The sequence below is a fragment of the Phreatobacter sp. GW821-FHT04C01 genome, from assembly GCF_059420385.1.
Window position 1 is genome coordinate 1 of sequence record NZ_JBWKTP010000015.1, and the last position, 12,317, is coordinate 12,317.

11 protein-coding genes are annotated in these 12,317 nt (G+C 68.5%); 6 read left to right on the forward strand and 5 right to left on the reverse strand.

The genetic code is table 11. The features are described from left to right. The 3 genes from AC07WJ_RS34440 to AC07WJ_RS34450 form a co-directional block, all read left to right on the forward strand. Positions 1–207, forward strand: a 207-nt coding sequence (locus tag AC07WJ_RS34440) for an ABC transporter ATP-binding protein (RefSeq protein WP_494939251.1), incomplete at its 5' end; no start/stop codon positions are given. Positions 208–313: 106 nt separating this feature from the next. Further along, the gene (gene ade, locus AC07WJ_RS34445; RefSeq protein WP_494939252.1) at positions 314–2,023 is read left to right on the forward strand and encodes an adenine deaminase; all 1,710 of its coding nucleotides are present in this window, start codon (positions 314–316) and stop codon (positions 2,021–2,023) included. 61 nt (positions 2,024–2,084) lie between these two features. Further along, positions 2,085–3,296, forward strand: a complete 1,212-nt coding sequence (locus AC07WJ_RS34450; RefSeq protein WP_494939253.1) for an MFS transporter — start codon at positions 2,085–2,087, stop codon at positions 3,294–3,296. Positions 3,297–3,313: 17 nt separating this feature from the next. Here the strand turns inward: AC07WJ_RS34450 and AC07WJ_RS34455 are convergent, their stop codons facing one another. Together AC07WJ_RS34455 and AC07WJ_RS34460 are read right to left on the reverse strand one after the other, a co-directional pair. Continuing rightward, complete coding sequence (locus AC07WJ_RS34455) at positions 3,314–4,294, reverse strand: hypothetical protein (protein WP_494939254.1); 981 nt, start codon at positions 4,292–4,294, stop codon at positions 3,314–3,316. Positions 4,295–4,430: 136 nt separating this feature from the next. Beyond that, entirely contained in the window at positions 4,431–5,228 is a 798-nt protein-coding gene (locus AC07WJ_RS34460; RefSeq protein WP_494939255.1) for an IclR family transcriptional regulator domain-containing protein, read from the reverse strand. Between the two features lie 211 nt (positions 5,229–5,439). Between AC07WJ_RS34460 and AC07WJ_RS34465 the strand changes: the two genes are divergently transcribed. Further along, positions 5,440–5,922 (forward strand): MaoC family dehydratase, encoded by a 483-nt coding sequence (locus tag AC07WJ_RS34465; protein WP_494939256.1) that lies wholly within the window; start codon positions 5,440–5,442, stop codon positions 5,920–5,922. Between the two features lie 43 nt (positions 5,923–5,965). Continuing rightward, positions 5,966–6,934: a Bug family tripartite tricarboxylate transporter substrate binding protein gene (locus AC07WJ_RS34470; RefSeq protein WP_494939257.1), complete on the forward strand. Its 969-nt coding sequence runs from the start codon at positions 5,966–5,968 to the stop codon at positions 6,932–6,934. Between the two features lie 21 nt (positions 6,935–6,955). Here the strand turns inward: AC07WJ_RS34470 and AC07WJ_RS34475 are convergent, their stop codons facing one another. From AC07WJ_RS34475 to AC07WJ_RS34485, 3 genes are all read right to left on the reverse strand, one after another. Beyond that, entirely contained in the window at positions 6,956–8,416 is a 1,461-nt protein-coding gene (locus AC07WJ_RS34475) for an N-acyl-D-amino-acid deacylase family protein (protein WP_494939258.1), read from the reverse strand. Positions 8,417–8,550: 134 nt separating this feature from the next. Further along, positions 8,551–9,375, reverse strand: coding sequence for an alpha/beta hydrolase (locus AC07WJ_RS34480; RefSeq protein WP_494939259.1), 825 nt, complete (start codon positions 9,373–9,375; stop codon positions 8,551–8,553). 11 nt (positions 9,376–9,386) lie between these two features. Then, positions 9,387–10,796, reverse strand: coding sequence for a peptidoglycan-binding domain-containing protein (locus AC07WJ_RS34485; protein ID WP_494939260.1), 1,410 nt, complete (start codon positions 10,794–10,796; stop codon positions 9,387–9,389). A gap of 89 nt (positions 10,797–10,885) precedes the next feature. Here AC07WJ_RS34485 and AC07WJ_RS34490 point away from each other — a divergent pair, with 89 nt between their 5' ends. After that, positions 10,886–12,286, forward strand: coding sequence for a cation diffusion facilitator family transporter (locus AC07WJ_RS34490; protein ID WP_494939261.1), 1,401 nt, complete (start codon positions 10,886–10,888; stop codon positions 12,284–12,286). Positions 12,287–12,317 lie beyond the last annotated feature (31 nt).

A 12,317-nucleotide genomic window follows, 5' to 3' on the forward strand; every position in this document is an offset into this window, starting at 1 on the left:
AAGAAATTCGACCTCGCCGTGCTGTTCATCACCCACGACCTGCGCGTCGCCGCCCAGATCTGCGACCGCATCGCGGTGATGAAGAACGGCGTGGTGGTCGAGCACGGCAAGACCACCGACATCTTCGCCGCCCCGGCCCATCCCTATACCAAGTCGCTGTTCGAAGCCGCGCCCGGCCGGAATTTCGAGTTCGCCCGGGTCGCCTGAGAGGATCACGGCTTCCGTCGACGGGAGCCGCGTTCTATCTCTGGGTCCGGTCGCGTCCTGCAGGCTACGCGCAGACAGGATGCTCGAACGCCGGACCGGAGGGACCATGACCAGGATCGACGCCCCGACCCTTGCCCGCCGCATCGCCCAGGGTCGCGGAACGGCGACAGCCGATCTGGTCATTCGCGATATCAGGCTGTTCGACCTGGTCACCGGCGAGCTGGTCAGGACCGATATCGCCATCTGTGGCGACACCATCGTCGGCACCTATGGCGCCTACCAGGGCGCCCGCATCGTCGAGGGCCGCGGACGGATCGCCGTGCCGGGTTTCATCGACACTCATCTGCATGTCGAATCCTCGCTCGTCACGCCGATGGAATTCGACCGCTGCGTCACCCGGCATGGCGTCACGACGGCGATCTGTGACCCGCACGAGATCGCCAATGTGCTGGGCCGCACGGCCTTCGACTACATGCTGGAGGGCGCCGGCCGCACGGTCATGGACCTGCGCGTCCAGCTTTCGTCCTGCGTTCCGGCAACCCATCTGGAAACCTCGGGCGCACGGCTGGAGGCGGCCGACCTCGTCGCCTATCGCGATCACCCTAAGGTCATCGGGCTCGCCGAATTCATGAACTTCCCCGGCGTGCTTCATCAAGAAGCCGGCTGCCTCGCCAAGCTCGAAGCCTTTTCCGACCGGCAGATCGACGGCCATGCGCCGCTGCTGCGCGGCCTCGACCTGAACGGCTATGCGGCGGCCGGCATCCGCACCGAGCACGAGGCGACCACGGCGGACGAGGCGCTGGAAAAGATCCGCAAGGGCATGACCGTGCTGATCCGCGAGGGTTCGGTGTCGAAGGACCTGCATGCGCTGGCCCCCCTGCTGACGGTTCAGACCTCGCCGTTCCTCGCCTTCTGCACCGACGACCGCAACCCGCTCGACATCGCCGAAGAGGGCCATCTCGACTTCATCATCCGCACCGCGATCGCGCTCGGCGTGCCGCCGCTCGCTGCCTATCGCTCGGCCTCGCTGACCGCCGCCACCGCCTTCGGCCTGCGCGACCGCGGCATGATCGCACCAGGCAAGCGCGCCGATATCGTATTGCTCGACGATCTCGAGACCTGCGTGGTCTCGGACGTGTTCGCCGGCGGCGTCCTGGTCAATGACGCCGCCTATCGCGGCCGCCAGCCGGTTGCCCCGGTCGGGCTCGACAGCATGAAGGCCGCGGTGGTCCGCGCCGACGACTTCCGGATCCCGGTGACCGGCGCGACCGCTCCGGTGATCGGCGTCATCCCGGGCAAGATCATCACCGAGCATCTGCGCATGACATTGCCGGTCAAGGACGGCGCCATGGGCGTCGATCTCGACCAGGACGCGGTCAAGGTGGCGGTGGTCGCCCGCCACGGCATCAACGATAATATCGGCCGCGGCTTCGTCCACGGCTTCGGCATGAAGCGCGGAGCGATCGCCTCCTCCATCGGCCATGACAGCCACAATATCTGCGTCGTAGGCGTCGACGAGACCGACATGGCGATCGCGGTCAACCGGCTGGTGGCGATCCGCGGCGGCTTCGTCGTGGTCGAGGGCGGCACGGTGCGCGCCGAACTGCCGCTGCCGATCGCCGGGCTGATGAGCGACCGCCCCTTCGAGGAGCTGATCCAGCCGCTGCAGGACCTGCGCGCCGCGGCCAAGGCGCTCGGCGTCGTGCTGCAGGAGCCGTTCCTGCAGGTCGCCTTCCTGCCGCTACCGGTCATCCCACACCTGAAGATCTCGGATCGCGGCATGGTCGATGTCGACCGTTTCGACCTGATCGTTTGAACGCAAGAAACGGATTTTTGCCCCGGCGGCGGCGTGGGACGGATGGGCCAGGAGATTTTCCATGGCCACACCCTTCGCCCGCCTCTTCGCCACGTCAGGTTTCGTCCAGGCCGCCGATCAGATCGCGCTCGCGGCCCTGCCGGTCACCGCGCTGCTCGTCCTCAAGGCCGGTCCCGGCCTGATCGGCGCCCTGGTCGCCGCACAGACCGCCGCCTGGCTGCTGGTCTCGCTGCCGGCCGGCGTCATCGTCGATCGCCTGCCGAAGCGCACCGTGCTGATCGCCGCATTGACCCTCAGCCTTGTCGCCGCCACCGCCGCGACGCTTGCCGCCTTTGCCGGCAGCGTGCCGCTCCTGGCCCTCGGCGCCTTCCTGGCAGCGGGCGGCACGGTGACCTTCGTGCTGGTGCAGATCGGCCTGGTGCCGTCGCTGGTCGCCGGCACCGACCTGCCGACCGCCAATGCCCGCATCGAACTGGCGCGCGCTTCCGCCGTCGCCACCGCGCCCTTCATCGTCGGCTTCCTGGCCGAGCGGATTTCGCCCATGGCGGGCTATCCGCTGGCCGCGGCGCTCGCCTGCGCGGCGCTCGCCGCGGGCCTCACCATCGCGCCGCCGGCCGCGACCGGCCCGGCCCCGGCCAAGCCGCCGATCCTGACGGCGATCGCCGAAGGCGGCCGCTTCGTCATCAAGGAGCCTCTGCTGCGCGCCATCGGGCTCTGCGCGATCTTCTGGAACTTCGCCTTTATCGCGCTGACCGCTGCCTTCGTGCCCTTCGCCATCACCCGGCTCGGCGCGGATGTGGCGACCGCCGGCCTCGCCATCGGCGCCAGCGGGCTCGGGATGATCCTGGGCGCGGCCAGCGCGCCCGCGATCTTCGCCCGGGTCGAACCGCGCGTCGTGCTGATGTTCGGACCTTTATCCTCGATGCTGGGCGCCATGCTGATGGTCGCGGCGCCCCGTTTCGGCGGCATCGCGGCGGCGGCGATCGCCTTCGGGCTGATCGGCTTCGGGCCGATGCTGTGGCTCGTCATGCAGACCTCCGTGCGCCAGCTCGTGACGCCGCCCGGCCTGATGGGGCGGGTCACCGCGACGATTCAGGTGGCGATCTATGGGGTCAGGCCACTCGGGGCGCTTGCCGGCGGCTTCGTCGGCCAGGTCTATGGCCTGGACGCCGCGATCATGCTGGTGGCAGCCGCCTTCGCCGCCTCGGCCCTGGTTTCGCTCGCTTCGCCGCTCGCCAGCCTCAGGGTCATGCCTCAAGCGGCGACGGCCTGACCTGCCCGGCCGCAGCCCTATTCAGGCTCGGACGACCACATGGCGCTGGCGAGCGCGAGGACCTTGTCCGGCAGGAAGCGGACCCGTTCGGAGCTCAACGCATCATCGAGCCGCGCCACCCAGATGACCGTGCTGACGGGGCGGCCGGGCGGATTAACCAGCGCATCGCTCAGCAATTCGCGCAGCGTCACCCACTCGTCGGGCCGCAACCCGGCGAGATCTGGGTGGCCCTTGAGCACGGCGTCGATAGCGTCTCCCGCCGCGCCGAGCCGGCGCATCGCGCTTCTCGGTTCGTGAAACCGAACCCGCGCGCGCTGCTCGAAGGGGGTCGCCAGCAGCCGCTTCCATCTGGCGACGTCGATCGGATCCTCGATCGCTTCGGCCATGCCGATCAGCACGCGCTCGAACGTCTCGTCGTCGAGTTGCCGCAGCCGATCGATCACCGGCGCGAAATTGATCACCCAGTTCCGCACATCACTTGGGGTCGCGCCGGCGGGCAATGTGAACATGTTGTCCCAGTGCTCGGCCTGTTTGCGGCGACGCTCCAGCCGCTCGGTGAGCTCGGCCTCGTAGCGCCCGAGGCCCTCCCGGTCGGCCGTGCTCAAAGTCGTTCCCGCGCTACCTTCGATGAAGCGCCGCAGGGCTTGCGCCATGGGCGTCGCGCGCTCCATCCGGCCCGAGACCGCGATGGCCGCGATCCATTCCTTGTCGAGCGGCCGGCTGCGATCCTGCAGGGCCCGGAAATAGGATTCCAGAGCGGCCTCCGCGCGCATCGCCGCGTCGAACCGGGCGTCCAGAAAGGCCTTGGCGCTGTCGACCGCCCGAGCTTCCGCGGGGTGGACAACCTCGACGGGAAGCGCGGCCGCCGCCATGTCGGCTCCGGCCGTCACTGCGGGCCGCCGACCGGCATCGACCAATGGCGCACCGGCAACCGGCGCGAAATAAGCCGACAACCCGCCGCAAACGACCAGCATCGGCAGCACGATCCGTCCGATCACCAACCCCTCCACTGCCCGCCCTCGCGATCCGGCCCCGGCACGCGGGGGCGAGATCATCCGAACCCGACCGTGTCGGGACGGCATTCCTGATGGAAAGAGCGCTTCGAAGCAATATCGTGAACGCGCGGCCAGGCGCTCACGAACGGGGCGAGGCGCCTGGAGCACCAAGGGCGGCGGCGATCCTTCCGGCAGCCGATTGCACCGGCTTCAGGAAGCGCCCGATCGCTTCCTCACGGTCCATCGGCTCGCGCAACAAGGTCAGGTTCAGCGAAGCCAGCGCTTGGCCAGCCACCATCACCGGTACGCTGAAAGCCCAGGCGGCGGAACCATAGGCCTCGCGCGAATAGGCTTCGGTCATCAGCGAATAGCCCCTCGCGCGGATCTCGCCGAGGAGCTTGTCCAAGGCCTTGCCGTCGCGCGCCAGGTCGTTCCATGGGCCTGACTGACCGATCGCCGCCTCGATCGCGCGGCGGCGGTCTCCTTCGCTGCAAAAGGCCAGGTAGGCGAGACCGAGCGAGGTACCGAACACCGGTGCCCGGAAGCCGGGCTTGCGATCGAAGAACAGGCGCCCGCGGCCGCGGCTGGTCTCGGCGACGATCATCGCGTCACCATCGAAGATCGCGAGATCGGAAGGCCAGGCCACCTCGCGCTGGAGCGCCTCCAGAAACGGCTTGGCGACGGCGCCCACCTCCAGGTGCGCCTGGTAGCCGCGGCTCAGGTCGAGCGTACGGCTGGTCGGCGTGAAAGTGCCGGTCTCGGCGTCCCTGCGAACGAAACCGCCGGCCGCCAGGGTCTCGAGCATGCGGATCGCGGTCGCGGCATTGATGCCCAGCGCACGCGCCACCTGCCCGGAGGTCGGCCGCTCCAAGCGGTTCACGGCCCCAAGGACGTCGAGGACGCGCAAGGCGGCAATGACAGGCCGATAGGATGCCATGCGGTCTCCGGACGATGCCCGTGCGATGGACCCGCCGATCGGCCGATTGACTCGGCCGACCAGCACGTGATTTTCTGAGAATGAACTATAATTTCACTAGATGAAAATAGCCAGAGCCTTTCGGCCTGCGGATCCCCGACAGGATCGGCCCGATGCGCTCGGCGCTGCGTCGACGCCCCTGCCCCATCCCGACAGCCTCGAAGGTCCGCTCATGTCATCCTTGTCCGACACTTCCGCACTTCCCACCCTCGGCCACGGGTTCTACTGGCAGGACCTCGCCGAAGGGCAGACGTTCAAGACCTTCCGCCGCACCATCACCGAAACCGATCTGGTCAATTTCATCGGCGTCACCGGCATGCTGGAGGCGATCTTCATCGATGCCGATTACGAGCACGGCGCAATCCGCGGCCGGCCGGTGCCGGCGGCGCTCACCTACGCGATCATCGAAGGCTTCATCCTGCAAACGATGATCCAGGGCACCGGCCTCGCCATGCTGGAACTCGCCCAGACCATTCATGCGCCGGTCAAGGTCGGCGACAGCGTCTGGGCGACCATCGAGGTGACCGGCATTCGGCCGACCTCGAAGAGCGGGCGCGCCGTCGTCACCTCGCTGATCAAGGTGTTCAACCAGCGCAGCGAAGCGGTGCTGACCTATACCGCCAAGCGGCTTCTGGCCGGCAGGCCGGCCGCCTGAGCCGGCCGATCGAGACAACAAGAAACCTCCGGAGGACCGCCTGATGCTGACCCGCCGCGCGACCTTGCTGACATCGCTCGCTTTCATGACCGGAGCCGCCGCACGTGCCGAGACCACCTACCCGTCGCGGGCGGTGCGCCTGCTCGTGCCATTCCCGCCGGGCGGGCCAACCGACCTGGTGGCGCGGGTGCTGGCGGAAAAGATGGCGGTGGCGCTGGGGCAACCCGTGGTGATCGACAATCGTCCCGGCGCCAACGGCAATATCGCGGCCGAAGGCGTCGCGAAGGCCGAGCCCGACGGCTACACCGTGCTCTACAATACCTCGTCGATCGCGCTCAGCGCCTCGCTTTATGCCAAGCTCAACTACGACGTGACGCGCGATTTCGCACCCGTCGCGCTGACCGCGACCGTGCCCCTGCTGATCGCGGTGCATCCGTCGCTGCCGGTCCGCTCGATCGCCGAGTTCATCGCCTATGTGAAGGCCAATCCCGGCAAGCTCTCCTACGGCTCGGGCGGCGCCGGCAACGTCACCCATCTCGGCAGCGCGCTGTTCCTCAAGTCGCAGGGGCTCGACGCCGTTCACATCCCGTTCCGCGGCAGCGCGCCGGCGCTCAATGCGCTTGCCGGCAACCATGTCCAATTCGTCGCCGACACGGTCAACTCGGCTCACCCGCTGGCGCAGAGCGGCCACGTGCGGGCGCTCGCCATCATGGGGGCCAAGCGCAGCCCCGTGCTGCCGGAGACGCCGACCTTCGCCGAAGCTGGCCTCGCCAATTTCGAGATCGGCGCCTGGCAGGGCATCCTGGTGCCGGCCCGCACGCCGCCCGAGGTCATCGCCCGGCTGAACCAGGCGACCCTCAAGGCGCTGGCCGATCCGGAGGTGAAGGCCAAGCTCGACATTCAGGGCGCCGAGCTGCTCGGTTCGACGCCTGATGCCTATGGAACCTATATGCGCGCCGAGATCACGCGCTGGGCCGACGTCGTCAAGGACAGCGGCGTCCGGATCGAATGATGCGCTTCGCCACGACGGCGGTCAGGCCGCCCAGGCCAGCCGCTGCAATCCGTCACGGGCGAGCCCCCGGCCGGCGCGCGCACCCGAGTGGGTCCCATTGTTCCAGGTCAGGACACCGTTGACCCAGACGCCTGAAATGCCGACGGCCGGCTGAGCCGGCTTCTCGAAGCTCGCGGTGTCGATCACGGTGGCCGGGTCGAACAGCACGAGATCGGCGAAGGCGCCCTCACCGATGACACCGCGATCCCTGAGGCCGAAGGTCGCGGCGGTGTGGCCGGTCATCTTGCGCACGGCGTCCTCGAGCGTCAAAAGGCCGGTCTCGCGGACATAGTGACCGAGTACGCGCGGGAACGTGCCCCACAGGCGCGGATGCGGGTGGCTGTCATAGGGCAGGCCATCCGAGCCGATCATGCTGTGCGGATAGGCCAGGATGCGGCCGACATCGGCCTCGTCCATCTGGAAATAGATCGCGCCGGCCGGCGACAGCCGTTCGACCGCCTCGTCCAGCGTCAGGTTCATCTCACGCATGACATCGGCGAGGTCTCGGCCGGACATGTCGGGGAAAGGCACCGACCAGGCGATCATGGTGCGGGTCGAGCGCTTGACGCGCTCCGCCGCCAGCATGGTCGACGAGGCGACATAGGGATAGACGTCGAGGCTGACGACCTGGGAAGCCCGATAGCCCTCGATCGCGGCAAGCGTCTCGACCGACTTGCCGTGATGATCGATGCCGGACAGCTTGTGGTGCGAGATCACCACCGGCACCTGGGCATGCTTGCCGATGCGTGCGCTCTCGGCGAGGCTCGCCATCACATCCTTGCCCTCATCGCGCATATGGGTGGAATGAAAGCCGCCGAACTCATGGACGACTTCGGCGATCCGCTCGATCTCTTCGGTGGGCGCCGCCTCGGCGGTCGGATATTCGAGCCCGGTCGAGAAACCCGCCGCGCCTTCGCCGAGCGCCTGGCGCAGCATGCCCTGCATCCGGCCGATCTCGGCCTCCGTCGCCGGCCGTTTCAGGTCGTCCATGGCCATGAAGCGCAATGAGGAATGGCCGGCCTGGGCGACCACGTTGAGCGCCGGCGCGTGGGCGCGCAGGTGGTCGAAATAGCCTGAAAAGGTCGGAAAGAAATGCTCCGGCTCCGAACCGATCAGGTCGATCGGCGCCGGCGGCCGGGCCGGCGCCACCACCGGGCTGAGCGAGATGCCGCAATTGCCGACGACGACTGTGGTCACGCCCTGGCTGACCTTGCAGGTCATGGCCGGGTCGGCGATGACGGCGCGGTCGTCATGGGTATGGGCGTCGATGAAGCCGGGTGCCAGCGCCAGCCCCTTCACGTCGATATCGGGGCCGCCATGCGGCAACATCTCGCCGACGGCGACGATCCGGTCACCCTCGACGGCCACGTCGCCGACGCGGCCGGGCGCACCGGTGCCGTCGATGATCAAGGCATTGCGGATGACGAAATCGGCACTCGACATAGGGACTCCTGCTGGACTTCTTGCGCGCGGCGGCCGCGCGGCTTGGCTGAAAAGAGAACGCCGGGCCGAACCCGGGCAGCGCTGTCGCGGCCGGGACCGTTAGCCGGGCAATCCGGCTTTTTTGGCGAATGGGCTCAGGTTGCGAGCGAAACGAGCTCTCCGGTGAGCTCGGAGTCCGGATCGGCGAAGGGCAGCACCACGGTGAAATGGTTGGCGCCGGCAACCTCGATCATCGCGGCTCTCGCGCCAAGCACGCCCCAGCATTCGACCAGGCTGCGGCTCTGGCGCAGATATTCCGGGGCTTCATTGCCGCCGACCACCGCCGTCACGCGCAGGCCGCGCGGCGGCGTCCAGGCCAGCGGCGAGAGACGGGCAGCCTCGCCGGCGTCGAGGCCCAGCGCCTTGTTGAGACTGGTCGGCACCAGCGGCGCCAGATGGAACAGGCCGGAAATCGGCAGGGCTCCGGCGATCAGGTCGGCGGGCTCCCCCAGCGCGGCCCAGTCGGTTGAGGCGAGGCAGGCAGTGAGATGGCCACCGGCCGAATGGCCGAAAGGCAGGATCCGCCGGCCGGAACGGGCGTGCAGCGCGCGGGCGCAGGCGATCGCCTGGGCGACGATCTCGGCGATCGTCACGGCCGGGCAGAGGTCGTAGCTCATCACCGCCACGTCGAGCCCGTGCGCATTGGCGCCACGCGCCATATGGCTGAACCAGCTCTTGTCGAGCGCCTGCCAGTAGCCGCCGTGAATGAACAGAAGGATCGGCGCATCGGCGCGGGGCGAAGCGGCCGGAAACAGGTCGTAGCGGTGCCGCTCGCCCGCTCCGTAAGGCTGGTCGAGGGCGGCCGCGGGCGAGGCCTGGCGATAGGCCGCCGCATCGCGCGCCCAGCCCTGCATGACGACCGGATGGTCGGGCACGCGGGCGCGGTTGTTATATTCGGTTTCGAGATCGGGACTGGTCATGATGGACAGGCTCATTCGGGGCAGCGGCGCAGGACTTCGCCGTCGAGGTCGATACGGTCGTCGTCGAGCCGCTTGATCGGCACGCTCCGGCCGACGGTGCCGACGACGTAGTCGCCGTCGGCGACGCCGACCTCGGTGATCGCCTGCTCCTGTTCGCCGGCGAGCCGGAGCGAACGCGCGGTGATGCGGGTGACCCGGTCGCCGCCGGCCTTGCAGGCCGCCTCGTCGCCGAACGAGCCCTCGAAGCCGAAGACCCGCATGCGCGCACCGCCGGTCAGCACGCCCAGCGCCGTCCAGGTGTCGAGCGCCCGCTCGATATCGGCCGGGCAGGAGGCGGCGGGATCGGAGAAGACGCCGCGCAGCAAGGTGGAGGCGAACCGCGTCGTGCCGCGGTTGAAACTGCAGGCGTGAACGGCCCGGTTGGCGAGATCGACCGTCACCGAGACCAGCGTCTCGTCCGGCTTGTAGCTGCCGGAGACGAAGATCACCTCGCCGCGCCGCTCGACCGGCGTGGTCAGCGTCATCTTGAAGGTCCAGCCGAGCGCCTCGGGCTCGAGCAGCGCCGCCAGCGCATCCGCCAGCGGGGTGAAGTTGAAGAAGCGGAAGCCGCGGTCGATGCGCTCCCATGGCTGGCGCCCGACCCACCAGGTCAGCGTCTCCATGGAGCCGGCGAGGACCAGCCGCTCGAACTGGATCGGCTCCCCGGGAGTGAGCGACCAGCGCGCGTCGAGCAGGCTTGTGCGGGCCAGCGCGGTGACGATCAGCCGGCCATTGTCGACGGCGAAATTGGGCTCGGCGGCGCAACTGTCCTCCCGGTCGGTGACGGAGAACCGCTCGCGCGTCAGCGCGACATAGACGCGGGCATAGTCGCAGCCGGCGGTGTCGGCGGTGCCGCGCAACACGACGACATCGGCGTCACCGACCTGAAACACCTTGGCATCGCAGCACTCGACAAAGGTCGCCAAGGCCGCATCGACCCGCTGGCCGGCAATGCTGACGCGCCGTCCATCGGAAAATCCAACCGGCGCTCCCGCCTGTCGGAAGGTGGTGATCTCCATCGGTCCGAAACGCGTCGCCACCGTCTGCTGATGCGCGGCCCGCGCCTTGCCGGCACGAATGCGCTTTTCCAGATCGACATCGCGCACCAGTGCACCGAAATGGCGGAAAGCGCGGTCGGGCGGGTCGCGAAAGCCGGCCTGGCGGACATAAACCGCGATCGCCGCCGACAGTGCCTCCGAGCTTTCGCCGTCGACCGGCCCCTGGAACAGGCCGAGCGTCTTCAGGTCCTCCTGCAGCGCGCGAATCTCAGCCTCCTGCGCCACGGCGCCGCAAGCCAGGCCGACCAGCACGAGGACGGTGGCAAACAGGCCGGCAACGGCCGCGGCAAGACGGTCGAAACGACCGCCGATCCACGCCTTCACGATTGCACCCTGGCAAAGGCCATGCCGGATTGACCCACCGTACGGCGCGGCCTAGGGCTCATGGGCATGCTTCGACGGGCCCCTGTGCGATGACATCGATCAAACAAAAAGCAGCCCTCGCGTCCATTGCGATCACCATCGCGCTGACCCTGGCGAAACTCGCGGTCGGCCTGGCGAGCGGCTCGATCGCCATTCTCGCCGAAGCGGCCCACGGTCTCGTCGACACCGCCGCGACCCTCCTCACTTTCTACGCCGTGAGGCTCGCCGACAAGCCCGCCGACGAAGAGCACCAATACGGCCACGGCAAGGTGGAATCGATCGCCGCCCTGGCGGAGACGGCATTTCTGTTCCTGGTCTCCGGCATCGTGGTGACCGAAGCCTTGCGCCGCCTGATCGACGGCGGCTCGCCCGTCGCGGTCACGCCGGTGATGGCGCTGCTGATGGTCTCGGTCATCGCGGTCGATTTCTGGCGCTCGCGGATCATGGGCCGGATCGCCCAGGAGACCCATAGCCATGCGCTCGAATCCGGCGCCCTGCACTTCACCGCCGACATGGGCAGTTCGGCGGTTGTGCTCGCCGGCCTGCTGTTCGTCTGGCTCGGCTATCCCAAGGCCGATGCGATCGCCGCCATCCTGGTGGCGATCTTCATTTGCGCGATGAGCTGGCGGCTTGGGCGCAGGACCATCGACGCCCTGATGGATGCGGCCCCCAAAGGCGCGACCGAAGCGATCGCCGCCGCCGTCGACGCGGTCCCCGGCGTGGTCGCGATCAACCAGATCAGGCTGCGTCAGGTCGGCCCCGAAGTGCTGGCCGAGATCATGGTCAAGGTCAGCCGCACCTTGCCGCTCGAGCGGGTCGCGGCACTCAAGGCGGATATCGCGACCGCGGCGATCGCCGCCCATCCCGGCACGCGGCCGACGGTCACGGCCGATCCGGTCGCGCTCGACGACGAAACCGTGCTGGAACAGGTGCATCTGATCGCCCGCACCGAGAACCTCGCCGTCCACCATGTCACCGTCCAGCATCTCGGCGAGCGCCTGTGCATCGGGTTGGACCTGGAGGTTGACGGCGTCATGACGCTGGGCGCCGCCCATGAGGTCGCGAGCCGGCTCGAACGGGCGATCCGCGGCGAACTGGGCGAGGATGTCGAGGTCGAGACCCATATCGAGCCGCTGCAGGCCGAGCTCCTGGCCGGCGGCGAGTGTGATCCCGAACTGGTCACCGACATCGCCCGAACCCTGTCGACGCTGGCCGCCGAAACCGGGCTTGTCGAGGATGTCCACAGCGTTCGGGCGCGCTCCACCGAAGCCGGTCTCGTGGTGATCTATCATTGTCGCGCCGACCCCGCCCTGCCGGTCTCCAGGGTCCACGAAGCGGTCGATCAGATCGAGCGCCGGTTCCGCCGCGCGCACCCGAAGGTCCTGCGCGTCGTCGGCCATACCGAGCCGCCGCGCGCCTGGGCCCTTCCCTCCGCGCGACCCGGGACATAGGTTCAAGGTCATCGACAATGTCGATCGTCCG